Source organism: Streptomyces iranensis, assembly GCF_017874715.1.
Taxonomy (GTDB): Bacteria; Actinomycetota; Actinomycetes; order Streptomycetales; family Streptomycetaceae; genus Streptomyces; species Streptomyces iranensis.
In genome coordinates, this window is record NZ_JAGGLR010000009.1 from 55,141 (window position 1) to 79,400 (window position 24,260).

Annotated in this window: 21 protein-coding genes; 9 read left to right on the forward strand and 12 right to left on the reverse strand. The window is 71.7% G+C overall.

All coding sequences use genetic code 11. The annotated features are described in order from the left end of the window. Positions 1-40: 40 nt before the first annotated feature. The 3 genes from J2Z30_RS17710 to J2Z30_RS17720 form a co-directional block, all read right to left on the reverse strand. A complete protein-coding gene (locus J2Z30_RS17710) occupies positions 41-1,360 on the reverse strand; it encodes an ABC transporter substrate-binding protein (protein ID WP_044568062.1) in 1,320 nt (439 codons plus the stop codon). Positions 1,361-1,491: 131 nt separating this feature from the next. Beyond that, positions 1,492-2,574, reverse strand: coding sequence for a LacI family DNA-binding transcriptional regulator (locus J2Z30_RS17715; protein ID WP_044568063.1), 1,083 nt, complete (start codon positions 2,572-2,574; stop codon positions 1,492-1,494). A 100-nt stretch (positions 2,575-2,674) separates the two neighbouring features. After that, positions 2,675-3,223, reverse strand: coding sequence for a sigma-70 family RNA polymerase sigma factor (locus J2Z30_RS17720; protein WP_044568064.1), 549 nt, complete (start codon positions 3,221-3,223; stop codon positions 2,675-2,677). Positions 3,224-3,364: 141 nt separating this feature from the next. On the opposite strand from J2Z30_RS17720, the gene J2Z30_RS17725 reads away from it, so the two are divergent. The 4 genes from J2Z30_RS17725 to J2Z30_RS17740 all read left to right on the forward strand — a co-directional run bounded on the left by J2Z30_RS17725 (position 3,365) and on the right by J2Z30_RS17740 (position 9,645). Next, complete coding sequence (locus J2Z30_RS17725) at positions 3,365-6,229, forward strand: AfsR/SARP family transcriptional regulator (RefSeq protein ID WP_044568065.1); 2,865 nt, start codon at positions 3,365-3,367, stop codon at positions 6,227-6,229. Between the two features lie 310 nt (positions 6,230-6,539). Further along, on the forward strand, positions 6,540-7,181 hold the full coding sequence (locus tag J2Z30_RS17730; protein WP_044568066.1) for a DUF4142 domain-containing protein: 642 nt from the start codon (positions 6,540-6,542) through the stop codon (positions 7,179-7,181). A gap of 20 nt (positions 7,182-7,201) precedes the next feature. Then, complete coding sequence (locus tag J2Z30_RS17735; protein WP_044568067.1) at positions 7,202-8,710, forward strand: DUF1996 domain-containing protein; 1,509 nt, start codon at positions 7,202-7,204, stop codon at positions 8,708-8,710. After that, positions 8,710-9,645, forward strand: coding sequence for an RNA polymerase sigma factor (locus J2Z30_RS17740; RefSeq protein WP_044580974.1), 936 nt, complete (start codon positions 8,710-8,712; stop codon positions 9,643-9,645). Before J2Z30_RS17735 ends, J2Z30_RS17740 begins: the two co-directional genes overlap by 1 nt. Before the next feature lie 111 nt (positions 9,646-9,756). Here the strand turns inward: J2Z30_RS17740 and J2Z30_RS17745 are convergent, their stop codons facing one another. Continuing rightward, the gene (locus J2Z30_RS17745; protein WP_078956490.1) at positions 9,757-10,929 is read right to left on the reverse strand and encodes a PucR family transcriptional regulator; all 1,173 of its coding nucleotides are present in this window, start codon (positions 10,927-10,929) and stop codon (positions 9,757-9,759) included. A 517-nt stretch (positions 10,930-11,446) separates the two neighbouring features. On the opposite strand from J2Z30_RS17745, the gene J2Z30_RS17750 reads away from it, so the two are divergent. The 4 genes from J2Z30_RS17750 to J2Z30_RS17765 all read left to right on the forward strand — a co-directional run bounded on the left by J2Z30_RS17750 (position 11,447) and on the right by J2Z30_RS17765 (position 15,514). Continuing rightward, positions 11,447-12,172, forward strand: a complete 726-nt coding sequence (locus J2Z30_RS17750; RefSeq protein ID WP_308279950.1) for a ferric reductase-like transmembrane domain-containing protein — start codon at positions 11,447-11,449, stop codon at positions 12,170-12,172. Further along, the gene (locus J2Z30_RS17755) at positions 12,169-13,683 is read left to right on the forward strand and encodes an NADH-quinone oxidoreductase subunit NuoF family protein (protein ID WP_052702012.1); all 1,515 of its coding nucleotides are present in this window, start codon (positions 12,169-12,171) and stop codon (positions 13,681-13,683) included. The genes J2Z30_RS17750 and J2Z30_RS17755 overlap by 4 nt, the downstream gene beginning before the upstream one ends. 209 nt (positions 13,684-13,892) lie before the next feature. Continuing rightward, on the forward strand, positions 13,893-14,873 hold the full coding sequence (locus J2Z30_RS17760; RefSeq protein ID WP_044580976.1) for an SCO0930 family lipoprotein: 981 nt from the start codon (positions 13,893-13,895) through the stop codon (positions 14,871-14,873). A 92-nt stretch (positions 14,874-14,965) separates the two neighbouring features. Further along, positions 14,966-15,514 carry a hypothetical protein gene (locus tag J2Z30_RS17765; protein WP_044568071.1) on the forward strand — a complete coding sequence of 183 codons (549 nt, stop codon included), beginning with the start codon at positions 14,966-14,968 and terminating at the stop codon, positions 15,512-15,514. Positions 15,515-15,557: 43 nt separating this feature from the next. Here the strand turns inward: J2Z30_RS17765 and J2Z30_RS17770 are convergent, their stop codons facing one another. Together J2Z30_RS17770 and J2Z30_RS17775 are read right to left on the reverse strand one after the other, a co-directional pair. Then, positions 15,558-16,235 (reverse strand): HAD family hydrolase, encoded by a 678-nt coding sequence (locus J2Z30_RS17770; protein ID WP_044568072.1) that lies wholly within the window; start codon positions 16,233-16,235, stop codon positions 15,558-15,560. Between the two features lie 273 nt (positions 16,236-16,508). Beyond that, entirely contained in the window at positions 16,509-17,441 is a 933-nt protein-coding gene (locus tag J2Z30_RS17775) for a ScbA/BarX family gamma-butyrolactone biosynthesis protein (RefSeq protein ID WP_044568073.1), read from the reverse strand. A 105-nt stretch (positions 17,442-17,546) separates the two neighbouring features. On the opposite strand from J2Z30_RS17775, the gene J2Z30_RS17780 reads away from it, so the two are divergent. Continuing rightward, a complete protein-coding gene (locus J2Z30_RS17780; RefSeq protein WP_044568075.1) occupies positions 17,547-18,188 on the forward strand; it encodes a ScbR family autoregulator-binding transcription factor in 642 nt (213 codons plus the stop codon). Here the strand turns inward: J2Z30_RS17780 and J2Z30_RS17785 are convergent. The 6 genes from J2Z30_RS17785 to J2Z30_RS17810 all read right to left on the reverse strand — a co-directional run bounded on the left by J2Z30_RS17785 (position 18,180) and on the right by J2Z30_RS17810 (position 24,259). Continuing rightward, positions 18,180-18,863: an SDR family NAD(P)-dependent oxidoreductase gene (locus J2Z30_RS17785; RefSeq protein WP_044568076.1), complete on the reverse strand. Its 684-nt coding sequence runs from the start codon at positions 18,861-18,863 to the stop codon at positions 18,180-18,182. The two genes, J2Z30_RS17780 and J2Z30_RS17785, sit on opposite strands and share 9 nt — an antisense overlap. Beyond that, positions 18,856-20,061, reverse strand: coding sequence for a sialidase family protein (locus J2Z30_RS17790; protein WP_044568077.1), 1,206 nt, complete (start codon positions 20,059-20,061; stop codon positions 18,856-18,858). The genes J2Z30_RS17785 and J2Z30_RS17790 overlap by 8 nt, the downstream gene beginning before the upstream one ends. A 532-nt stretch (positions 20,062-20,593) precedes the next feature. Then, positions 20,594-21,613 (reverse strand): aldo/keto reductase, encoded by a 1,020-nt coding sequence (locus tag J2Z30_RS17795; protein WP_044568078.1) that lies wholly within the window; start codon positions 21,611-21,613, stop codon positions 20,594-20,596. Beyond that, entirely contained in the window at positions 21,610-22,476 is an 867-nt protein-coding gene (locus J2Z30_RS17800) for an ATP-binding cassette domain-containing protein (protein ID WP_052701217.1), read from the reverse strand. The genes J2Z30_RS17795 and J2Z30_RS17800 overlap by 4 nt, the downstream gene beginning before the upstream one ends. Beyond that, positions 22,473-23,333: an ABC transporter ATP-binding protein gene (locus tag J2Z30_RS17805; protein WP_052701218.1), complete on the reverse strand. Its 861-nt coding sequence runs from the start codon at positions 23,331-23,333 to the stop codon at positions 22,473-22,475. Before J2Z30_RS17805 ends, J2Z30_RS17800 begins: the two co-directional genes overlap by 4 nt. Then, complete coding sequence (locus J2Z30_RS17810; protein WP_044568079.1) at positions 23,330-24,259, reverse strand: ABC transporter permease; 930 nt, start codon at positions 24,257-24,259, stop codon at positions 23,330-23,332. Before J2Z30_RS17810 ends, J2Z30_RS17805 begins: the two co-directional genes overlap by 4 nt. Position 24,260 lies beyond the last annotated feature (1 nt).

Below are 24,260 nucleotides of genomic sequence, written 5' to 3' on the forward strand. Positions count from 1 at the left end.
TGCGGCTTTTGAAGGTGCGGTGCGAGGTGGCGGAGCGGGCTCAGTCGGTGGTGACCGACAGGCCGAGGCTCTTCAGGTCGGGCATGGTTCTGCTCTGGGCTTCCCGCAGGGCCTCCAGGACGGTGCCGCTGCCGGCTCCGGCCCGAGCGAGCCCGTCGTCGCCGGAGGTGGTGGTCGAGACCATCCGCGGCCCCCACTTCCAGCTGGAGGTGATCATCTCGGCCTGCTTCCCGAAGAGACCGAAGATGTCCTGTCCGGAGTAGTAGCTGGTGTCCATCTCCTTGCGGGCCACCGGGACCAGGCCGGGCACGGACGGGAAGGCGCTGCTGACCCCGCTGGCGAGCTTGGCGCGCAGGGCGTCGGGGCTGGTCACCATCCAGGAGATGAACTCCATGGCCTCCTTGGGGTGCCGGCTGTCCTTGGTGACCATGAAGGTCGACCCACCCTGCGTGCTCACCTTGGGCTTCGCCGGATCCCACTGCGGCATCGGCGCGATGGCCCATTTGCCCTTGCCGTCGGGGGTGGACGCCATCATGGAGCCCGCGGCCCAGGCGCCCGCCAGATAACCGGCCGTCTCGCCGCTGCGCAGATGGGCCCGCCACTGCTGGCTGGAGCCGGGTTCGACGCGCACCAGGTCGTCGTCCATCAGCCGCTGCCAGTAGCCGGCGACCTTGCGGGTGGGGGCGTCGTCCATGGAGACGCGCCAGGTGTCGTTGGAGGTCTGGTACCACTGGGCCCCGGCCTGCCAGGCGTACCCGGCCATATAGAGGGTGCCGCCGGTGGTGAAGAGGCTGGCGATCCGGGAGCGGGGCTGTTCCTTCTTGAGCTTGCGGGCCGAACTCTCGAACTCCGCCCAGGTCTTGGGGACCGGGATGTGGTTCTTGGTGAAGATGTCCTTGCGGTACAGGAAGACCATCGGCTCGATGTCCACCGGTACGGCGTAGGTGCGCCCGTCGAAGGTGGTGAGGTCCAGCGCCTGCGGCAGGATCTTGCGGCGTACCGAGTCGGGCAGCAGCTTGGAGATGTCCCGGGGTACGCCGTCGATGGTGAAGCTGGGCAGCTGGGGGTATTCGATGGTGGCGACATCGGGGGCGTTGCCCGCGCGGGCGGCGTTGCTGAGCTTGGCCCAGCCGCCCTGCTCGCCCGAGGGGACCTGCTGGAAGTTCACCTTGATGTCGGTGTGGGTGCGGTTGAACTCGTCGACGACCTCCTGACTGCCGCGCAGCGCCGACCAGAAGGTGAGGCGCACGGGACCGTCACCGGCGGTGTCGGACCCGCGGCTGGTGGAGCAGCCCGCCAGGACGAGGACGAGCAGCGTGAGCAGTGCGGTGGTGCCCGCCGTAGCCCGGTGTCCGGGCATCGGGCGTCCTGGGAGTCTATGACCAGGCATGGACCCTCCCCTGATTCAACGGTGGAGTCAGAGGGAATCCTGAGCGCTTGACTGAAATTCCGTCAATACATCGAACAGTAGAAACTAAATCGGTCAAACGCTCAGAGGAGCTGGGCGGTGGAATCCCGGACCACCAGGTCCGGCAGCAGCTCCAGATGGCGGGCGGCGCCGGCCCACCGCCCGGCCCGGGTGCGCTCCAGCTGGCGGGTCAGCAGCTCCAGCGCCGCCTGCCCGACCTCCGCCTTGGGCGGGGCCACCGCCGTCAGCGCGATCTGCCCCATGTCGGCGACCACGTCGTTGTAGGCCACCACCGAGCAGTCGCGCGGCACCTCGATACCCGCCTCGCGCAGTCGCTGGACCAGCACCAGCGCGTCCATGTCGCCGTGGATCAGGGCGGCGGTGGCCCCGGCGCGGCGCACCGCGGCGGCCAGGTCGGCCTCCCGCTCGTCGCGCGGGTGGGGATCGGGCCCCGCGGTGCGCGAGCTGAGCATCACCGGACACCCCTCGCCGATGCCGCGGGCCGCGGTCTGCGCGGCGAACTCCGACCGGATCACCCGTGCGGTGGGGCTGTCGTCGCGCGCCGCCAGTACGATCCGCGGGTGCCCCAGCGAGATCAGGTGCTCCAGCGCCAGATGCACCCCGTAGGCGTGGTCCGAGCGCACACAGTCCAGCCCGTAGATCGCGCTGCCCCGGTGGGGCCGGCGCTCCACCAGCACCACGGGGACCTCCAGGGCGGCGAGCCAGGCGTGGTCCGCCCGCGCCTCCGCCTCGGTGCGCCAGCGCGGGGCGAGCAGCAGCCCCCGCGCGCCCGCGTCCAGCGCCTGGCGGACCGCGCGCTCGGTCCCGCGCTCGTCCGCGGCGATGTGCAGCGCGAGCCGCAGCCCGGCCTTCTCGGCGGCCTCGCGCGCCGCCTGGACGACCTCGGTGAGGTAGGTGTTGCGCTCCGGGACCACCATGCCGATGGTGTCGCCGGTGGCGGTGGACTCCGTGGGCATGGGCCGCAGCGAGCGCGCCACCCCGTGGCCACGGCGCAGCTCCCCGCGCTGGGCCAGCTCCTCCACGTCCCTCCGTACGGTGACGACGGACACCGCCAGCTCATCCGCTAGATCGGTGATCCGGGCACTGCCCCGGGCCTCCACGAGGGCCGCGATCCGTGCCTGCCGCTTCTGCGCCGGCTCCCGCATGTTCCCCACCTCCGACGCGATCGGCTTTCGTCTTCATATCGAAACACCGCCATAGTAGCGATCATTCGATCAGAAAGCAGTCGTCGGGTGACCGGGGCAGTCAGCAGTCGGTGATCCCCCGCGCCCGCAGGGCCGACCGCAGCGCCCGAGTCGCGTAGTACGTCCGCGACTTGACGGTTCCGGGAGGCACCCCGAGCACCCGGGCCGCCTGGCTCACGCTGCGGTCCAGATAGTGCAGCTGCAGCAGCACCTCCCGCTGCGGGGGTGCCAGGTCCGCCAGGGCGTCCCACACCACCCGGGCGGTGAGCGTCTGATCGACCGCGTCCGGCGCGGCCGGCATCGCCATATCGGCCTCACCGGCCATGTCCATCCGCGGTTCCACCTGGTCCTGGTGCGCGTCGCGGACCAGGTCGCCGACCAGATCGTCCACCACCGTGAACAGCCGGTGGCGGGCGGTGGCGTCCATGGGGCCGACGTCCATCGGCCGCTGCCAGGCCCGGATCGCCACCTCCTGCACGATGTCCTGGGCCCGGTGCCAGTCCCCGCCCAGTAATCGGGCCGCCAGCCGGAGCAGCGCCGAGCCATGGCGCCGGTACAGCGTGGTCAAGAAAGTGTCGGCGTCGGTCATGACGGCCGCGTTGATGTCCATCGTCCCGTTCCCCCCGAGGCGAATGTGTTGATGGCGGGAGCGTAAAAGAAGGGGGACGCCGATTGAGTGACGAAAGTCTGACGACACACCACGGCCGGAAGAGCACGGTGCCCGAAACGGGCTCGACTAAGATCCCTAGTTGTGCGATTTACGGTGTTAGGCCCGGTCAGGGCGTGGCGCGAGGACGCCGAACTGGAGCTGGGCCCGCCCAAACAGCGAGCGCTGCTGGCGCTGTTGCTGGTGCGGGCAGGGCAGCCGGTGGCCCTCAGCGAGATCGTCGACGTCCTGTGGGCACAGGATCCGCCGAGTACCGCGGTGAATGTGGTGCACCGCCATGTGGGCTCGGTGCGCCGGCTGCTGGAACCGGGCCTGGCGGCGCGGGCGGAGGGCAGCCGGCTGGTGCGCAGCTCCGGCGGCTACCGGCTGAACGCCGACCCGGACGCGCTGGATCTGCTGCGCTTCCGGCACCTGAGCGAATCGGCGCGGCGCACCGCCGCCGAGGGGCAGCCGGAGCGGGGGGCCGAGCTCTTCACCCGGGCGCTCGCCCTGTGGCAGGGGCCGACCGCCACCGGAGTCCCCTCCGACATCCAGACCCATCCCGTCTTCTCCGGTGTCGACCGTGAACTTCTGGCCATCGCCAAGGAGGCCGCCACCACGGCGCTGGCCTCCGAGGTCCCGGAGCAACTGCCCACCGTGCTCCAGCAGTTCGCCGGCCACCACGCGCTGGACGAGACTCTGCAGGCCCAGCTGATCCGGGTGCTCGCCACCACCGGACGGCGGGCCGAGGCCCTGGAGGTCTTCTCCACGGCGCGGAACCGGCTGGCGGACCAGCTCGGGGTGGCGCCCGGCCCGGAATTGCGCGCCGCCCACCGCGAGGTGGTGCCCCGGTCGACCCCGGCCCCCGCCGAGCCGGTCCAGCCCACCCCTCCGGCGACGCCGCCCGCCCCGGCAGTCCGCCCGGCTCAACTGCCGCCCGATCTGCCCGCGTTCAGCGGACGTCACAGCGAACTCGCCGGTATCCACGCCCTGCTGCCCGAGGGCTCCGGGATCGCCTCACCGGCCCCGCTGGTGATCAGCGCGATCGACGGGATGGCCGGGATCGGCAAGACCGCGCTGGCCGTGCACTGGGCCCATCGGATCGCCCACCGCTTCCCGGACGGACAGCTCTACGCCAATCTGCGCGGCTTCGATCCGACCGGTTCGATGATGTCGCCGAACGAGGCGCTGCGCGGATTCCTCCACGCGCTGGGGATCCCGCCGAGCCGGGTGCCCACGGGTCTGGACGCCAAGACCGCGCTGTACCGCAGTCTGCTGGCGGGGCGGCGGATGCTGGTCCTGCTGGACAATGTGGTGGACTCCCAGCACGTACGGCCGCTGCTGCCCGGTTCCCCCGGCTGTCTGACCATCGTCACCAGCCGCAATCAGCTGCACGGTCTGATAGCGGGCGAGGGGGCCCGTCCTCTTACTCTGGGGCCGCTGTCCCCGGCCGAGTCCCATGAGGCACTCGTCCGGCGGCTGGGCACGGACCGGGTCGCCGCGGAGCCGCAGGCGGTGGCGACCATCATCCGGCTGTGCGGGCGGCTGCCGCTCGCGCTGGCGGTGGTGGCCGCCCGCGCCGCGACCCGTCCTTCCTTTCCCCTTTCTTCTGTCGCCGCCGAGTTGCGCGAGAGCCAGGGCAACCTCGACGCGTTCGCGGGCGCCGATCCGAGCACCGACGCGCGGAGCGTCTTCTCCTGGTCCTACCGGGCGCTGGAGCCGGAGGCCGCCCGGCTGTTCCGGCTGCTCGCCCTGCACCCGGGGCCCGAGGTCTCCACCGCGGCGGCCGCGAGCCTGGCCGGGCTGCCGCTCCGGGTCACCCGGGCCCTGCTGGCCGCGCTCACCCGCGCCCATCTGCTGGTGGAGCACGACCCGGGCCGCTACACCTTCCACGATCTGCTGCGGGCGTACGCCATGGAGCTGGTCCAGGACCATGAGGCGGAGGAGATCCGCCAGGACGCCCGGCACCGGATGTTCGACCACTATCTGCACACCGCGCGCACCGCCGCCACGCGGCTCGCCCCGCACCGGACCGAACCGCTGCCCGTGTCCCCGGCCCGGCCCGACGCGGCGCCCGAGCACCTCGGTGGCCAGGAGCGCGCCGAGGCATGGCTCTCGGCCGAGCGCCGCGTACTGCTGTCGGTCGTCGAGCAGGCACGGGACCACGGATTCCCGGCCCACGCCTGGCAGTTGGCCGTGACACTGGAGCTCTTCCTGGACCGGCGCGGCCACTGGCAGGAGCAGACCGCCGTCCAGCGCACCGCGCTGGGGGCGGCACGGGCCCTGTCCGATCGGCTCGGCCAGGCGCACAGCCACCGCACCCTGGGCTTCGCCGAGGGACGGCTGGGCCGGTACGAGGAGGCGTACGGCCATCTCGAGCGGGCGCTGGAGCTGTTCACGGAGCTCGGCGAGCGGGGCGGGCAGTCCCGCACCCTGCGCGCCCTGGCCTTCCTGGCCAACTGTCAGGGCCGCTACCAGGAGGCGCTGGACCACTACCGGCCCGCGCTCGGCCACTATGTCGCCCTGGACCACATCAGCGGACAGGCCAGCGTGCTCAACGAGATCGGCTGGACCCATATCCTGCTCGGTGAGTACGAACACGCCCTGGCCCGCTGCCGGGAGGCGGTCGAACTGCACCGGCGGATCGGCGACGCGTCCGGCGAGGCCGCCGCGCTGGACAGCCTGGGGTACGCGTACCACCACCTCGGACGGTATGAGCAGGCCCTCACCTCATACGGCCGGGCGCTCGCCATCTACCGCGAGATCAGCGACCGGTATCTGGAGGCCGACACCCTGCACCACCAGGGGGACACCCGGTTGGCCCAGGGCGATGTGGCCACCGCCCGCACCGACTGGCGGCGGGCCCTGGAAATTCTCCAGGAGCTGAACCACCCCGATGCCCGGGTCCTCGACGGCAAACTGGGGCAGTACCGGCAGTCGCCGCATCCGGCCTCGGCTCTGAGCGGATGACGGGGCCTGGTGTGCGTGGTCTTCCGCGCTGTCGCATCCACGGCGGGGCGCCTCCGGATCGTCGGGACGGTGTGCGGCCGGGCCGCTCGGGCGCGGCCGTGCACCGGGTTCTCCCTGCCGTACGTACGGGCCCGGTGAGTTGCTCAACCGGGTGGGAAAAATCTTTGTGAGCGCCCTCCGGAGGGCGGCCGCGCAGGGTACCAGCAGGTAATGATCTCTGTCCCGGCTTTATTCACTAGTGATGAGGTCTCCACGACCGAGCCACACCAGGTACTAGCGTCCGGTGTCACTCCGAACCAAGGAGGGCGCTGTGCCATCAGCAATCCTCACCAGATCCATCGCCTCCAGCCGTACCATCGGCACCGGGCTCATCATCGGGGCGCTCGCCGTCACCCTGGCGGCGATCCTCATTCCGGTGTCGTTGTTCGGTGAGAGCAGCGTGGCTCAGCCGCGCAATGGCGTCACGGACGACGGCGGTGGGACGGTCAGCACCCAGTACGGTCCGCTCACGGCCACTGACCGGGACTTTGTCCGCAAAGTCAGGCTCGCCGGAACGTGGGAGGGGCCCGCCGGGCGCCTCGCCCAGGAGCGTGGCGGCCGGGACGCCGTGAAGACCGCCGGTGAGCATCTCATCGAGGGACACACCGAACTCGACCGCCGCTCCGAGGAGGTCGGCCGGGCCCTCGGAATCCAGCTGCCCAGTCAGCCCAACGCACAGCAGCAGGGCTGGCTGAATGAGATGACCAATGCCGGCAGCAGCGCCGAGTTCGAGCGGGTTTTCGCAAACCGGTTGCGCGCCGCTCACGGCAAGGTGTTCAACCTTGTGGCGCAAGTGCGAGCCGAGAGCCGCAACTCCATGGTCAGATCTCTGGCCACCAGGGCCAATGCCATCGTTCTCGACCACATCACGGTCCTCGAGGACACCGGGCTTGTCGACTTCGACGCCCTCTAACGACTAAGTGAAGTGATCTCATGAGGCAACAGACCCACAAACGCGGGCGGTTCACGAACAAGACCGTCGCCATCGTCGCCGCGCTGGCGCTCGGTGGCGGCGGGGCCGCGATCATCGCCGCCAACGCGTCCGCCCACGGCGACAAGAGCGGCTCCGACCAGAACAACACCGTGGCCGCGAAGGCGGGGACGATCCAGTGCCCCGATGTGGGGCAGCAGCTGAGTGACGTGCCGTCGAAGGCCAGGCCCGAGGTCGACAAGAACCTGGCCGAGCTGGACAACCAGGTGGCCAAGGCGTACCAGCAGATGAACCAGCAGCAGGGTTCGAACGACGCCGTGCTCTCCAAGCTCAACGACGACCGCTCCCAGACGCTGAACAACATCGGCTCGGCCATGGGCGGCGACAACTCCCAGCTGCAGGGCATGGCCGACTGCAAGTGGCAGGAGGTCGCCAACCAGGCCGGCCAGGGCCAGGACGGTCAGCAGCAGGGCGGCGACCAGCAGGGCGGTCAGCAGCAAGGCGGCGACCAGCAAGGCGGCGACCAGCAGGGCGGTCAGCAGGGCGGCGACCAGCAAGGTGGCGACCAGCAGGGCGGCGAGGGCGCCAACGAGGTGCCCGGCAACGCCGGCGGCCAGGCCGGCAACGGCCCGGCGCAGGACGACTTCGTCGACATCACCAAGGTGCAGCCGAACGTCCAGCAGCCGCCGGAGGCCCAGGGGAACGGCTCCGCCGGCACCTTCTCCTCGGAGTGCGGAGTCGGCGACCCCGGGCTGCGCAACAGTGACAACGTCATCGTCGCGCCCGGTGTCGGCAACGGCGCCCACCACATGCACGACTACGTCGGCAGCGACAAGAACGACGCCTTCGCCAACAACCAGACCTTCGAGCAGGGCGGCACCTCCTGCGAGAACCAGGACGACAAGTCGACCTACTACTGGCCCGTGGTCCGCGCCCAGGACGGCAAGGACGAGGCGGACGCCGACCAGCTCGGCGGCGGCCAGGAGGGCAACGTCGGCACGATCCTGACCCCCAAGAGCTCCAAGATCGAGTTCAAGGGCAACGCGCAGAGCAAGGTCACGGCGATGCCGAAGTTCCTGCGCATCATCACCGGTGACGCCAAGGCGTTCACCAACGGCGACAAGAACGCCAACGCCTCCTGGAGCTGCACCGGCTTCGAGGACCGTCAGCTGACCGACAAGTACCCGCTCTGCCCCGAGGGCAGCTCGGTCACCCGGACCTTCGACTTCCAGAGCTGCTGGGACGGCCAGAACATCGACAGCGCCAACCACCGTGACCATGTGGCGTTCGCGGGCGAGGACGGCTCCTGCCCCAACGGCTTCAAGGCCATCCCCCAGCTGGTGAACACCATCACCTACGACGTGCCGGCCAACACCCCGTTCGCCGTGGACGGCTTCCCCGAGCAGTTGCACAAGCCCATCACGGACCACGACGACTTCATCAACGTGATGTCGGAGGACCTGATGAACGAGGCGGTGGACTGCATCAACAGCGGCAAGCAGTGCGGCTGATGGAACACACTCACCAGGCGCGCGTCGGCCGGAAGGCCGGCGCGCGCCGCGCTGTCACCGGGCACTTACACCAGGCCGCGGACGACGAGGCGGCCACCGACCCTCCGGCGGTGGAGCACCCGGACGCCGAGGGGTTCCCGGGGCCGGAACATACCGACCGACCGGTCCGTCCCCCCTCGGACCAGGAGCTCACCCGGCAGTTGGGGGAGGGCTACCGGTCGGGCAGCAGCAGTCCGGCCGCGGCCGACCTGCTCTACCGCCGCCACCACCCGGCGACCCTTCGCTACGCCCGGACCTGCTGCCGTGACCCCCACGACGCCGAGGATCTGGCCTCCGAGGCGTTCTTCCGCACCTTCCAGGCCGTTCGCGCCGGGGGCGGTCCGCGGGGCCCCTGGCGGCCGTATCTGCTCACCGTGGTGCGCCATACGGCGATGGAGTGGAGCGCCGGGGAGCGCCGGGTGCTGCTCACCGCCGACTTCGAGTCCTGGCGGCAGCACGCGTCCACGGCCGACCCCCAGCAGCATCTGGTGGCCCGGGAGGACCGCCGCTCGCTCATCCGCAGCTTCCGGGGACTCCCCGAACGCTGGCAGACCGTGCTGTGGCTGACCCTCGTCGAGGAGGAACCCCCGCACCGGGTGGCCATGGTCCTCGGCATCTCCCCCAGCGGGGTGACCTCGCTTGCCTTCCGGGCCCGGGAGGGGCTGCGGGAGTCGTATCTGCGGGCCCATCTGGAGTCGGCACGCGACGACCGGTGCCGGCACTACAGCGGCCGGCTCGGCGCCTCGGTGCGCCGCGGCGGGGTGCGCGGCCGGGCACTCGCGCGCCATCTCGCCGAATGCGCCTTCTGCTCCCACGCCTACCGCGAACTCCTCGGCCTGAACGCCGCGATGCGCACGGCCCCGCGTACGGCGGCACCCGCCGGGGCGAGGGGCTGAGCCGCCCCGTTCCGGCGGTCCCGGCGGGCTCCCCGAGCCGCCAGGAGCAGCGAAAACCGCCGACCGCGTGAGCGCGGCCGGCGGTTCGCCTCCTGTTGGCGTAAGTCCTGGTCAGAGTCCGTTGACGCGCGCCTCCCTGGCGATGCCCAGCGGCCGGACACCGGGGGGCGCGCCGGTACGGGTCCGGCGACTCACCCGGGACGCGTGCCGCCGTATCCGGTCCACCTGCGCCATCAGCCTGCGGCCGCGCAGCGCCATCTCCAGCTCGAAGCGTATTCGGGGGTCCCGGAGGCCGGGCCCGAAGAGCTTCTCGATCTGGCGCAGCCGGTATCGCACGGTCTGCGGGTGCACCTTGAGGGCCTTGGCCGCCTCGGGGGCGCCACCGCCCTCCAGCCAGGCCAGCAGCGTCATCTGCAGGCGCTCGCTCTGCCGGGGGGTCAGCCCGACCAGCGGCTTGAGCCACCGGGCGGCCAGCGCCCGGACCAGCGACTCGTCCTGCAGGAGCAGCAGCATCGACAGATGGTCGTCGACGAAGAGCACCCGGGCCTCGGGGCCGGAGCGGGCGGGCGCCAGGGTCAGCAGGCGCCGGGCCCAACGCAGCGAGGAGGCCGCGTCGTTGAGCGGCACCACATGGCCCACGGCCGCGGTACGGCCGCGCAGCGCGGTCTCCAGCGCCGCCCGGGTGCCGGGCTCGGCCGGGGTGGGTTCCCGCTCCGGGTCCTTCTCGCCCTCCTGGGCGGCGGCGGTGCCGGTGTCCGGGGTGGGTCCCGGGTCCGCGTCCGGGTCGGGGATCAGCAGGCACAGCTCGTCGCCGACCGCGCCGATGAGGGTGTCTCCCAGCACGGCGGCCAGCTGCGGGGCCTCGCCCGGGGTGGGCAGGGCGATGGCCTGCACCGTCTCGGGAAGCGGCCAGCGGGCGGCCCGGGAGAGCTCCACCAGGGTGCGCTCGGAGACCGCCACCTCGCCGATGAGGGCCTCGAACAGATCGCGCCGGGCCCGCTCGGGCGGCACCTCGGCCAGCGCCTCCTCACCGGAGGCGGCGGCCGGCTCGCCCGCGCCGTCCTCGCCCGCCTTGCGGTGGCCGAGTGCGGTCAGGAGAGCCTGCTCGACTCCCCATCGGACCTTGTCTCGCTCAGAGTCCTCCAGGAGTTCGGCGAATCCCGGGATTCTGTGCCGAAGGTTCTCAACCACCTCGTCGGCCAGGGACGGGAGTTCATTGCGCAGCACTCGGGTCCACTCGCCACGGGGGCGGGACCAGATGCGGTTCACGAGTTCGCCCATCATTACCTCGTTCTTGCCGGGGGGAGACCTGGCCGTTGGGGGGTCGGTCAGGTCCGTGGAGGTTGCCTCCGTCACCGGTTCGTCCAGTACCGGTCAGGGAGTCGAGGGTCCTCCGCTACGTCATAGAGGACTCCGCCCCCTCCCGGTCCCGACACTTTGCCGGTTCTTTGCCATTGAGACGACAGTGGATCAGCCGGGAACGGTGTGGGCACGGTTCGTCCACTAGAAGTTGTCACGTTACGACAAATCTTATGGAGATCAGGTGTACTTCCGAGAAGCTGCTGCCCCCAAGACGACTTTGACGTATCTCGTCACCCGCGCGAATCCGCGCGATCGGGAGGCTCCAATGTCCATGTCCCAAACGCCGCTCCCCTCCTCGCAGGGGCGTCACGGGGGACGCCGAGCTCGTGGCGGACGACGAGCCGCTCGCCGGACCCAGCAGCGTGATCCGTCCGGCATCGGATGGCCACGCAGCATCAGGATCTATGCCATCGTCGGCACCATCGCACTGTCCCTGTACGTGACATGGAGCGCCGGCGCGTTCTCGAAGATGTTCGTGTTTCTCGACTTCGGGGCGGGCGTACTGGCGCTGGTCTGCCTGACGTCGGCGGTGCTGTGGGGGCTCGCCGCGACCGACCAGATGATCCTGCACACCAAACAGCGGCTGATCGCCCAGGCCATCCACCGGGCGGCCGCGGTCGCCGGACTGCTCTTCCTCGCCGTTCACATCTGGGTCAAGGTCGCGGAGAGCCACACCAACACCGCGTCCATCGCGATACCGTTCGCTGACGCAAATCAGCCGGTGCTGATCGGGCTCGGCACCATCGCCGGCTATCTCTTCGTGATCGCCGCGGTGACCGGTGCGGCCCGCAGCTCGTTCGCCTCCAGGGGCAACTCCCGCTGGCGCTACCGCTGGTGGCGGGCGCTGCATGTGGGCGCCTACCCCGCGTGGTGCGCCGCGCTGATCCACGGTCTGAAGGCGGGACGCGCCGCCAAGATCTGGGCGACCTACGGCTACATCGCGGCGCTCGCCGGTGTGGCCATCGCGCTGTGGCTGCGGCTGGTGCAGCGGCGGCGCCAGGACATCGACCGGGCGGACGGCATCGAGGTCAGGAACCCGCCCGCCCGCAGCATGCAGGAGGGCCGGACCGGGCGGTCCGATCCCACCGTGCCGCGCCCCCGTTCGGCCGAGCCCGGCCGGTATGACAGCCAGCCGCTCGGTGCCTCTCGCGGGTGGGACCGGTGATCACGACGAAACCCAGGCTCGCCTGTGTCGATCCGCCCCGGCTGCTGGCCGGGCTCGACGAGGTGTACCGGCTCGACCGCGTCGGCCATCTGACCGTCCATGGCACCATGCCGGCCCTCCGGGCGGACGAGCTCGTGGCGCTCGCGGAGAACATCGATCTGCGCGGGCGCGGCGGCGCCGGTTTCCCCTTCGCCAAGAAGGTCCAGGCCGTCGTGGAGTCGGCCGGCCGGCGCGAGGGCCGCTGCACCGTGGTGGTCAACGGCAGCGAGGGTGAACCCAGTTGCCTCAAGGACACCGCACTGCTGCTGCACACCCCGCATCTGGTGATCGACGGCGCCGTGCTGGCGGCCGAGGCGCTCGGCGCCGAGGAGGTGGCCATCGCGGTGCACCGCCAGGATGTCGAGGAGTCCGTGGCCGCCGCGATCGCCGAGCGCGGCCCCAGTGGTGTCCCGGTGGGGGTGAGCCGCACCCCGGACCGGTTCGTGGCCGGTGAGGGCGGCGCGGTGATCAACGGCATCAGCGGCGCCCCGGCCATCCCCAACGGCCGGAAGATCCGGACCAGCGACAGCGGGCTCAGCGGACTGCCCACCCTGCTGTCCAACACCGAGACCTTCGCCCAGCTCGCGGTGGCCGCCCGGATGGGCGCCCTGCCGTACCGCTCGGTGGGGCTGCCCACCGAGCCGGGCACCACGCTGCTGACGGTCGGTGGCAAGTACGTGATGGAGACACCCACCGGGGTGCCGCTGACCTACGTCCTGGAGCTGTGCGGCCTCACCCCCGGTCAGGCGGTGCTGGTGGGCGGCTACCACGGCAAGTGGCTGGACCCCAAGAGCATCAACGCCGCCACCATCTCCCGGGAGTCCATGAAGAAGTACGGCGCCCGGCTGGGGGCCGGTGCGGTACTGCCCATCCCCGAGAACACCTGCCCGCTCGGCGAGACCGCGCGGATCGCGCGCTGGCTGGCCGCCGAGACGGCCGGTCAGTGCGGGCCCTGCTTCATCGGGCTGCCCGCGATCGCGGACGCCATCGGCCAGGTGGAGCGCGGCGGTGGCCAGTCCTCGATCGACAATGTGCGCGCCTACGTCAACTCGGTGAAGAAGCGCGGGGCCTGCAGCCATCCCGATGGCACCGCCGGTTTCGTGACCACCGCGCTGGACGCGTTCCCCGAGGAGTTCGAGGCGCATGCGCTCGGGTCCGGCTGCGGGCGGCCCACGATGGGGGTGCTGCCGCTGCCGGAGGACGCGCTGCCGCTCGCCCTGCCGCCCGCCCCGCTGAACCCCGCGGCGCGCGACGAGCGCCGCCAGCGGGGGCCGATGGAGAAGCTCCTGGTGGACTGGTCGCTGTGCCAGGGCCATGGGCTGTGCGCGGACATCCTGCCGCCCGAGGTGCTGACGCTCGGGATCGACGGCTATCCGTCCTCGGCCAACATGGAAGTGCCCCGGCAGCTGCGGGCGCAGGCGGTCCGCGCGGTCCGCCGCTGCCCCGCCCTGGCGCTGCGCATCGAGGAGTAAATCGAGGAGTAAGGGGACGATCCAGCCGCACCACCGACACCGCGACGGCCGTGAGAAACGGCCGTCGACTGCTGTGCGCTCAGCGATCCGGAGAATTTTGCGTCCGGTGACAAATTCGCAAGCCGCTGAACGCCGGTCCGCACGGGCTCCGTATGGACCGGCGTCGGCGCAATCACCGCCGGACCGATCGAGATTGCAGAGGAATGGCCATGGAGAAGCGGCGTCACATCGCATTCGCCGGCGTGTCGGTAGCGATGGTTCTGCTGACGGCGGCTTGCGGCAGCAGCAAGGACAACAGCGCGGGCAGCGCCAATGTGCAGCCGGCGGGCGGCAGCCAGACCGTGGGCGCGGGGGCCTCCGCGTCGGCGGGCGCGGGGGCCGCGGCCGGTACCGGCGGCGGGTACGAGGCGGGCGGTGACACCGGCGCCGGCGCGGGCGGCGAGGCCGAGCGCACCGGTCCGGCGAAGCAGCTGGCGGTCAAGGAGGACGCCAAGCTGGGCAAGTTCGTCACCGACAGCAAGGGCTGGACGCTCTACCGGTTCGACGAGGACACCCCCAAGCCGGCCAAGTCCAACTGCAACGACGACTGCGCCACCAAGTGGCCCGCGGTGCCCGCGGACGACGCCGCGGCCACCACCGGTATCGAGTCCGGCAAGCTGGGCTCGGTCACCCGCTCCGACGGCACCAAGCAGCTGACGCTGGCGGGCTGGCCGGTCTACCGCTTCGCGGGCGACAACAAGCCCGGTGACACCAAGGGCCAGGGCGTGGGCGGCACCTGGAACGCGCTGGCGCCCGACGGCAAGCCGGCCGGCAAGACCGCGGCCGCGGACGACAGCCTCCAGCTGATGGTCAACAACAACGCCGAGCTGGGCAAGATCATCGTGGATGGCAAGGGCATGACCGTCTACCGGTTCAACAAGGACAGCGCCTGGCCGATGAAGACCGGCTGCCTCGGTGCCTGCCTGGACACCTGGAAGCCGGTCAAGGCCGTGGACACCACCAAGGTCGCCGGGCTCGACGCGGCGAAGGTCACCTCCTTCAAGCGCCCCGACGGCACCAAGCAGGCGGCGTTCGACTGCTGGCTGCTGTACACCTTCACCGGGGACAAGAAGCCCGGTGACATCAACGGGCAGGGCGTGAAGGGCACCTGGTTCGCGGTCACCGACAAGGGCAAGAAGGCGGGCCAGTAAGGGCGACAACCACTACTTTTGGTCCACCGCGGCGGGTGGCCCGAGGCATCAGACCCCGGGCCGCCCCGCCGGATTTTCTACGGGAGGTTGATGTGTCACTCGCTCTCCGTGCCACCGCGGTCGGCGCGGCCCTGCTGTTTCTGGCCGGCTGCGGTGGAGGCGATCGGACACATGGCGCCGGCCACGAGCAGAAGAAGGTGTCCCCCGACACCAAGGAGTTCGCCAAGCCAGGGAAGCCCGCGCCGCTGACGAAGATCGCCGATGCCATCGGCTGCAAGGCCACGATCGTCACCGAGGCGGAGGAGCTGCGCCAGGGCTCCTGCGGGTCCGGTCAGAAGCGGTTCACGATGGTCACCTTCGCCACCGACAAGGGCCAGCACGACTGGCTGACCACGTCGAAGGACTACGGGGGCATGTACCTGGTCGGCAAGCGCTGGTCGGTCACCGGCCTGTCCATGGGCTCACTGGAGCCCCTGCGCGAGAAGATCGGCGGATCGCTCGAGAAGGGGATGTCCATGTCCCACGGCGGGTCCCACGGCGGGACCAAGACGGGGGACGGAATGGACGGCATGGACAGGATGGACGGCATGGACGGCATGGACGGCTCGGCGAGCCATGCCGGTCACGACGGGAAGAAGTGACCGCGGCGCCCGCCGACCAGGCGGTGAGCGTGACTCAAGCCCCTCAGGCCGCCCGGGAGTCCGCCCACTTGACCAGGTCCGGGTCGGCGAGGGTGGAGACCCACACATCGACCGGCGGGGGCTCGTCCACCGGCTTGCGCGGGCCCACGCCGAGCACCCTCAGGCCGGCGCGCGAGGCGGACAGAAACCCACAGTGGGAGTCCTCCACCGCGAGGGCGTCCCCGGGGGCCGCCCCGCACAGCCGGGCGGCCTCCAGATAGACGTCGGGATACGGTTTGGGCCGTACGTCCCCCTCGGGGACCAGCACATGGCCGAAGTACCGCAGCAGCCCGGCCTTGGCGAGCCCGTCCTCGACGACGTCCCGCGGGCAGTTGCTGGCCACGGCCAGCGGTGCGAAGGTGGCCGCCTTCGCGACCAGTTGGGGCGCCCCCGGCATGGTGACCGGGTCGTCGGCCACCAGCCGGCGGAAGGCGTCCAGGAGTTGTCCGGTCATTTCGTCGGCAAGTTCGGGGCGACCGGCGAACTCGGCCAGCATTCGGCCGCATTCGGTGTAGTGGAGCCCCTTCGTGCGCCGCGCGAACTCCTCGTCGGAGGCGGTTCCATGGCTTCTGAGGACCACTTCGCGCGCCTCCTCCCAGTGTCGTTCGGAATCCATCAGGGTGCCGTCACAGTCGAAGACGATTGCGGCTGGGGTCCATCCGAGAAACTTTTCGGCTGTCATCTGTCTGCCGTTCCATGGGAGGTGGAGGAATCGGCGCAGGGGATGCCTGTACCCGCGGGAGCCGCGCGGTGGAAATCGTCCTGGCGGCTCGTAAGGGCGCTGCGCGCCGACCGCTGTTGTCGTACAGGCCGTGGGATTCGCCTGCCCGAAACATAACGATCACTACGTTAGTTTGATGACCCGCAGTAAGCAAGAGGCTACTCAGTGTCGGCGTTTTGTTCGTCGTTCAGCCTGTCCGTCGTCATAGTGTTCGTCGCACGGCATGTTCGTCGCTCAGAGGTACTGGAGCACGCCGACCGCCGTGCAGATACCGGCCTGGCGCAGCCGGAAGACACACGTCCGGCCGTGGGAGGTGCACTCGACCACGGCCGGCGGATACGACTCGGTGAAGCGGATCGCCTTCATCCGACAGGCGACGGGCCGGGTCAGCGCCCCACCGGTGGCCAGCGCCGCGGCCTGCCGGGCGCCCTCCAGCAGGACCAGGCCCGGCATATGGTCGCTCCAGTGGTCGAAGAAGAACGGATGGCGGGGGTCGGCGGGGTCGAGGTAGACCACTCCCCCGTCCCTTACCACCAGGACGTCCCGGGCCGCCGGAACGGCCAGTTGCGCAGGTGAGGGCCGTACGGCGGCACGCAATCTGCGGCGCGCGGTGTGCCCGTGGACGGCGGCCCGGGTCTCCGCGTAGGTGGTGCCGTCGAGGAAGCGCGCGGTGCCCCCGGCCCATGCGAAGAGCTTGCCGCCCGCCGACAGCACGACATCCAGCCGCATCCCGGTGACGAAGCGTCCGCAGGGGCTGGTGCGGATGTCGGTGACGGCGGCCCGGCAGGTGATGTCGGAGGCCCCGTACGGCGCCCGGGGCTCGGTCTCGGGGTCCAGCCGGTAGGAGATGTCGCGGATCAGGAAGTGCGCCCCCGCGGGCACCGCGTAGAACCGCGTGGGGATGTAGATCCCCAGCTCGCGCAGGGTTTCCGCGATCATCAGCGGATGATGGCGGCCGTCTCCGCCGTGCGGGAAGGTGGGATGGGACCTCGGCCACTGGGCCGCGGCCTCGAACCGGTTGTCACCGTGCGTACGCACATCGGTGAGCAGCACCTCGGCCACCGAGACCCGGTGCACCGCCTCCCGCGCCACCGTGCGGGACCAGCTGAGCGGCCGCCCGGCGGGACCGGACGGCTCCGAAAGGCCATGAGCCTCACGAACGATCACCTTAAAATACTAATAATGTTTGACCTGTCTCGCCTCATCACCATCTCAGGCCGAAAGTCCGCTAAGTTCTCCCCGTCACATCCGACGGGGAAGGACGGCGAACACGTGCAACAACGGGCCGAACAAACACGCCGATCCCTTCTGGAGGCCGCAGCGTTCCTTTTCGACGAACGGGGATACGCGGGAACGAGCATCAGCGACATCACCTCCCGGTCCGGCCACACCAGCGGCGCGATCTATTTCCATTACACGAGCAAGGAAAGGCTCGCCCTCGCCGTGGTGGAGGAGCACTTCGCCACCTGGCCCCCGCTGATCGAGCGCTTCGCCGCCCTCGACACCCCGCCCCTGGAGCAACTCGTCCGGCTCAGCTTCGCGGTGGCCCGCGCCTTCCGCGATGACATCGTGGTGCGGGCCGGAGCCCGGCTGTGGGCCGAGCGCACCCTGATCGAGGCCCCCATGCCACCGCCCTTCGTGGGGTGGATCGACGCGGTGGGGCAGCTGATGGAGAAGGCGCGCGCCGAGGGCGATCTGGCCACGCACGTCGACCCGCTGCCCGCCGCCCGGACCGTCGTATGCGCCTTCTTCGGGCTGCACACCGTCTCCGAGGCGCTCGACGGGCGGCGGCTCGTCGAGGACCGGCTGGCCGATCTGTGGACCCTGCTGCTGCCCTCGATCCAGGCCCGGCCCGGGGACACGCTGGGCCTGCTGGCGCTCGCCCGCGGCGACGCCGCGCCGCCGTCAGAGTGAGGCGCCCGCACACATCACCAGCGTCTGGCCGGTGACCGCGCCACCCTCCGGGCCCAGCAGGAACGACGTCAGCCCCGCCACCTCCTCCGCACGGACCAGCCGTCCCAGCGGTGGCAGCACGGGCGGGGTGCGGCTACGGCCGGGATCCCGCAGCATGGGGGTGTCCGTCGGCCCCGGCGCCACCACGTTGACCGTGACCGCCCTCGGCGCCAGCTCGGCCGCCCAGGACCGGGCCAGCGCGGGCAGCGCCGCCTTGGTGGCGGCGTACTGGCTCTTGCCGGGGACGCCCGTCATCGTCCGGCTGCCCACCAGCACCACCCGGCCACCGTCCGCGACCCGGTCCACCAGCGTGTCCACCAGGACGCCCGCCGCCTGCACATGGATCCGCCACATGAGGGATCCGTCCTCGGGGTCGAGCTCCCCCAGCCGCGCCGAGCGCTGAACGCCCGCCGCGTGCACGATCGCGTCCACCCCGGACACCGGGGCGAGCACCTCGGGGAGGCCCTCCGGCCGGGACAGATCGGCCGGAATCCAGTGCAGCCGCGCAGCCGTGTGCGCGGGGGCCGTACGGCTGAGCCCGGTGATCCGCCACCCCTCGTCCAGCAGCCGGGCGGCGATCGCGGCGCCGATACCGGAGCTGACGCCGGTGACCACGGCGTGGCGGGACTCAGCCATCGGCCGCCCAATCCGGTGCGACGCGGACGTACTTGATGGCCTGGCGGTGGTAGGTGTAGGCGATGTGCAACGTGCCGTCGGAGCCCTGCCGGATGGTGGGGTAGGACAGCTCGCGGTTGAGCCGGTCGCGTGAGTTGTTGGTCAGACAGTGTCCGTCGCCGGTGTCCAGATCGCGCCGTACGGGCCAGGTCAGGCCGTGGTCGGAGGACAGCGCGAGGGTCATCGGGGCGCGGGGCGCGCCCCAGAAGGAGCCGGGTGCGGAGTCGTCCGGCGTGGCGGCCGGGGCCGGTGTCTCTCCGGTCCGCCCCTCGTCGTCGATCTCGTCGTAGAGGGACACGCGGCGGGCCGTGGCGTCCGCACGGCTGCTGTGGTTGTAGACCAGCGCGAGCCGCCCGTCGGGGAGCGGGACGTACTGCACGGAGGAGTTGTTGTTGGGCAGTTCGGTGCGGACCGGCTCGCTCCAGGTCTCCCCGCCGTCGGTGCTGTGCGAGCGGTACACCGCGTCCGCCCAGCGGCTGCGGAAGAGGGCCAGCAGGGTGGTGTCCGGCAGTTGGTGCACATTCATGTGCACACAGCCGGTCGAGCCCGGCACCGGCCGCTCACGCCAGGTCCGCCCCTGGTCGTCGCTGATCATCACCGCGCTGGTGTCGCGGTCGCCGACCCATTTGACACCGGGGGTGGCCACGCAGTGGAACACCGGCAGCAGCCACCGCCCGGAGTCCAGGACGGCCACCGGCTGACGGATGAACACCCCGCCCGCCTCGGTGGCCGGGAACAGCGTCCTCGGCGCGCCCCAGGTGACGCCCGCGTCGGCGGACACCCGCAGCCGGACCTCGGCGGTGTCCTGATCGCCCGCCCGCTGGGCGGTGTACAGCAACCACAGCTCCCCGGCCGGGGTCGGGAACAGCAGCGGGTTCTGCTCCGAGCGGGTGTCGTCGTCCGAGAGCCGCACCGGCTCGGTCCAGGTGCCGGCCCCCGGGGCGAGCCGCGAGAACCACACGGAGATGTCCGGCACGCCCTCCTGCGTACCCCCGAACCACACACAGCCGAGGTCCCCTCCGGGCAGCACAGTGAGGTTGGCGGCATGGTTCTGCACGGCAGGCGCGGGCAAGAACGCCTCCTGGCGCGCCGGATCGTCCGGGCGCGCCCGGAGCCGCCCGTCCGTCGGCGGTGTCGCGGTGTCATGGTCGGCGGTCATGGCGCCGTGCTCCTTATGATTGTGGTGATACGGAAATGTCCACGGCCGAGCGGCACGGCGGGCCGCCACCCGGGAGCAGGCCCGAGGGGCGCGGTGCCCGCCCGACGGGCGTCCGGGGTCCAGGGGCGGAGCCCCGGCCACGGCAAAGGGCCCTCCCGCGGCACGCGGCCCCGCACCACCCGGAACCCCGGGCACCCGCGGGGCGCTTCGGGCCCCGCGAAGGACCCTCCCGGCCCCCGCCTCGCCCGCACCGCACGGCACGGCGCCGCCACGGCACGAGAGCCAGGCCCCCACGGGGCGTTCGGGGTCCAGGGGCGGAGCCCCGGCCACGGCAAAGGGCCCTCCCGCGGCACGCGGCCCCGTACCACCCGGAACCCCGTGCGCCCCGGGGGGCGCTTCGGGCTCCCGCCTCGCCCGCACCGCACGGCGCGGCGCCGCCACGGCGCGCGAGCCAGGCCCCCACGGGGCGTTCGGGGTCCAGGGGCGGAGCTCATGGTTCGGGAAGGGGCGGGGTGGGGAAAGAGCCACGGGTCTACCGGTTGTACGCGGGCATCGGCCCCCGCAGCCGCGCCCCCACCTCGTCGCACGCCGCCGCCACATCCGCCGGAAGGGGCCCCGCCGCCGCGGCGGCCAGGTTGGCGCGGAGGTGCTCCACGCGGGAGCCGCCGAGCAGCAGCGCGTCCGCTCCGTCCCGCCCGAGCAGCCAGCGCAGCGAGAGGTCGACCAGCGGGATGCCCGCCTCCTCGGCGATCCGCGACAGGCTCCGTACGGCCTCGAAGAGCCCGGCGTCCCAGTAGCGCCGCCGGTACATCTCGGCCATCCGCGAGTCGCCGAAGCGCCCCGACTCCGGCTGCTCCTCAAAGGTATGACGTCCCGTCAGCAAGCCGCCGCCCAGCGGGTTGTAGACCATGGTGCGCAGCCCGCTGGTGGCCGCGTACTCCCGGTACTCCTCCTCGATCCGCCGGGCCAGCAGGTTGTACAGCTGCTGGGCCACCACCGGGCGCGGCGCGCCGACCCGGTCGGCGGTGTGGGTGATCTCGGCGATCTGCCAGGCGGCGTAGTTGGAGACGCCGAGCGCGAGGATCTTGCCCTCGGTGACGAACTCGGCGACCGTGCCGAGGGTCTCCTCCAGCGGCGTGGCCCGGTCGGGCTGGTGCAGATAGAACAGGTCGACATGGTCGGTGCCCAGGCGGCGCAGGCTGCCGTCGAGGGCCGCGCGCATTCCGCGCGCGGACAGCGGTGAGTGGCCGCCGGCGTCGGAGTGCGGCATACCGGCCTTGGTGGCGAGCACGATCCGGTCGCGGCGGCCGGGCAGCAGCTCGGCCAGGATCGTCTCGGTGGTGCCGCCCGCGTAGGCGTTCGCGGTGTCCACCCCCGTCACCCCGGCGTCCAGCGCGGTGTCCAGCATCGCGGCGGCGCCCGCCCGGTCCACCGTGTCACCGAAGGTCATGGTGCCGAGCACCAGCCGCGAGAGCGGCACCGGGATGCCCGGCAGGGCGACCCCGCCGGGAGACGCCTGGCTGGTGGTGTGGGTATGTGCGTGCGCGTTCACTGCGTCGCCCCTGGTTCCTGGTCGGCCGCGACAGGTTCCTGGTCGGCCGCGATCGCGGACACGAGGGCACGCGGTTTGCGTCCCCGCATGGTCGTCGGGTCGAGCGCCGCCCGCCGCAGCGCCCGGGTGTAGGGGTCGGCGGGCGCGGAGAGCACCGTGCCGGTGGGCCCGGACTCGATGATCCTCCCGGCGCGCATCACCACCACCTCGGAGCTGATCTCGCGGACCACGCCGAGGTTGTGGGAGATGACGATGTAGGCGAGCCCCTGTTCGGTCTGGAGCTCCCGCAGCAGCTGGAGCACCTGGGCCTGTACGGAGACGTCCAGCGCGGAGGTGGCCTCGTCGCACACCAGCAGCTCGGGGCCGCCGGCCAGGGCGCGGGCGATGCCGATCCGCTGCCGCTGGCCGCCGGAGAACTCGGCCGGACGGCGCTGGAGGGCACCGGCGGGCAGCCCGACCTGGTCGATGAGGGCGGCGGCGCGGCGGGCGCGTGCGGCCCCGGAGCGCATGCCGTTCAGCCGCAGCGGCTCGGCCACGATCTCCTCGGCCGTCAGATGCGGGTCCAGGGAGCCGTACGGATCCTGGAAGACCATCTGCACCCGCTTGCGCAGCGGACGCAGCCGCCGCTCGGGCAGGCCCGCGATATCGGTGCCGTCGAGCAGGATCCGGCCCCGGGTGGGGCGCAGCAGCCGGACGATGGAGCGGGCGATGGTGGACTTGCCGCAGCCGGACTCGCCGACGACGCCGAGCGCCCCGCCGGGCGGTACGGCGAAGCTGACGCCGTCCACCGCGCGGAAGACACCGTCGGCGACCGGGTATTCGACCACCAGGTCCTCGACGGCCAGCAGGGGTGTGGGGGTCACAGCGCCTCCTCGGTGACGGCGGCCGCGGGGGTCTCGTCCCAGGGGCCCAGGGTGGGCACGGCGGCGAGCAGATCGCGGGTGTACCGCTCGCGGGGGTGGTCCACGATCTGTTCCACCGGTCCCGACTCCACGAAACGGCCGTCGCGCATGACGTGGACGCGGTCGGAGACCAGCCGGGCCACCCCCAGATCGTGGGTGATCATCAGGATGCCGACGCCGGTGCGCTCCTGGAGCTCCATCAGCAGGTCGAGGACGCCCGCCTGGACGGTGACGTCGAGTGCCGAGGTCGGCTCGTCGGCCACCAGCAGCCGGGGCTCGGCGGCCAGGGCGATGGCGATGAGGACGCGCTGGAGCATGCCGCCGGAGAACTGGTGGGGGTAGGCGCCCCAGCGGCTCTCGGGGCGTGAGATCCGCACCCGGCCAAGCAGTTCGACGCCCTTGGCGCGGGCGTCGGCGCGGGACATCCCCGGGTGGCGCAGCCGGATTGCCTCGCCCAGCTGTCGGCCGATGGTGTGCACCGGGCTGAGCGCGGTCATCGGGTCCTGGGGGATCAGGGAGACCCCGCGGCCGCGGATCCGCCCGGCGGCGGTGGCGTCGGCGATGACGTCGGCGCCGAAGATCCGGGCGGTTCCGGAGAGGACGGCGAGCCCTTCGGGCAGCAGCCGCAGCAGCCCCATCGCGGTGGTGGACTTGCCGGAGCCGGACTCGCCGATGATGGAGACCGTCTCGCCGGGGCCGATGGTGAAGCCGACCCCGTCGACCGCGCGCACCACACCGCGGTCGGTGATCAGCTCGATCCGCAGGTCCTCGACGTCCAGCAGCGGGGTGTTCGCCGGATCGCTCGTCGCGTCGCTCATCGGGAGCCCTCCGTCGTACGCCGCCGGGTGCGGTCGCGCAGTCCGTCGCCCAGCAGGTTGACCCCGACCACCAGCAGCACGATGACGAGGCCGGGCAGGGTCACCAGCCACCAGGAGGTGGTGATGTAGTCCTGGCCGTCGGAGATGATCCGGCCCCAGGTGGCGAACGGCCGCTGGGGGCCCGCGCCGAGGTAGCTGAGGGCGCTCTCCAGCAGCACCGCCTGGGCGAGCAGCAGCAGGACCACGAGCGATGCCTGGCGGACGATGTTGGGGATGACATGGCGGGCCAGGATGGCGATCCGGGGCAGCCCCAGCACCTGGGCGGCGGCCACATACGGCTTCTCCCGCTCGACCAGCACCAGCGACCGGGTCAGCCGGGCCACCTCGGGCCACTGGGCGATGGCGATGACACAGGTGATGACGGTGACGGAGGGGCCGAAGAGGGCCACGACGAGCAGCAGCATCATCAGCAGCGGCAGCGACATCTGGGCCTCCAGCAACCGGGAGACGACGGCGTCCACCCAGCGGCCGTAGTACCCGGCGGCCGCGCCCGCGACGATGCCGATGAGGCCGGAGACGACGACGGCGAGCACCCCGACCGTCAGGGACACCTGGCCGCCGTGCAGCACCCGGGAGAGCACATCGCGGCCGAGCTGGTCGGTGCCGAAGAGATGGCCGTCGGTCAGCGGGGCCAGCCGGCGCCGGGAGAGGTCCTGGTCGCCCGCGCCGGGCAGGGGCAGCACCTGGGCGAGGGCCACCGGCACCACGACCAGCAGGGTGCACACCGCGCCCGTCCACAGCTTGAGGCTCGCGCTGCGGCGGCGCCGGGTGGCGGCGGCGCGGGCCAGATCCCTGGCGGTGACCGCGCTGGGGCGGGTCCCGGGGCCGGCCTGCGCGGGGGCCGGGGGTTCGAGGGCGCCTTGCATC

What these genes read in the sequence shown, in the direction of transcription:
- J2Z30_RS17710 (WP_044568062.1), bottom strand. Translation starts at nt 1,360, where the DNA reads ATGCCCGGACACCGGGCTACGGCGGGCACCACCGCACTGCTCACGCTG.
- J2Z30_RS17715 (WP_044568063.1), bottom strand. Translation starts at nt 2,574, where the DNA reads ATGCGGGAGCCGGCGCAGAAGCGGCAGGCACGGATCGCGGCCCTCGTG.
- J2Z30_RS17720 (WP_044568064.1), bottom strand. Translation starts at nt 3,223, where the DNA reads ATGGACATCAACGCGGCCGTCATGACCGACGCCGACACTTTCTTGACC.
- J2Z30_RS17735 (WP_044568067.1), top strand. Translation starts at nt 7,202, where the DNA reads ATGAGGCAACAGACCCACAAACGCGGGCGGTTCACGAACAAGACCGTC.
- J2Z30_RS17740 (WP_044580974.1), top strand. Translation starts at nt 8,710, where the DNA reads ATGGAACACACTCACCAGGCGCGCGTCGGCCGGAAGGCCGGCGCGCGC.
- J2Z30_RS17745 (WP_078956490.1), bottom strand. Translation starts at nt 10,929, where the DNA reads ATGATGGGCGAACTCGTGAACCGCATCTGGTCCCGCCCCCGTGGCGAG.
- J2Z30_RS17760 (WP_044580976.1), top strand. Translation starts at nt 13,893, where the DNA reads ATGGAGAAGCGGCGTCACATCGCATTCGCCGGCGTGTCGGTAGCGATG.
- J2Z30_RS17770 (WP_044568072.1), bottom strand. Translation starts at nt 16,235, where the DNA reads ATGACAGCCGAAAAGTTTCTCGGATGGACCCCAGCCGCAATCGTCTTC.
- J2Z30_RS17785 (WP_044568076.1), bottom strand. Translation starts at nt 18,863, where the DNA reads ATGGCTGAGTCCCGCCACGCCGTGGTCACCGGCGTCAGCTCCGGTATC.
- J2Z30_RS17790 (WP_044568077.1), bottom strand. Translation starts at nt 20,061, where the DNA reads ATGACCGCCGACCATGACACCGCGACACCGCCGACGGACGGGCGGCTC.
- J2Z30_RS17805 (WP_052701218.1), bottom strand. Translation starts at nt 23,333, where the DNA reads ATGAGCGACGCGACGAGCGATCCGGCGAACACCCCGCTGCTGGACGTC.
- J2Z30_RS17810 (WP_044568079.1), bottom strand. Translation starts at nt 24,259, where the DNA reads ATGCAAGGCGCCCTCGAACCCCCGGCCCCCGCGCAGGCCGGCCCCGGG.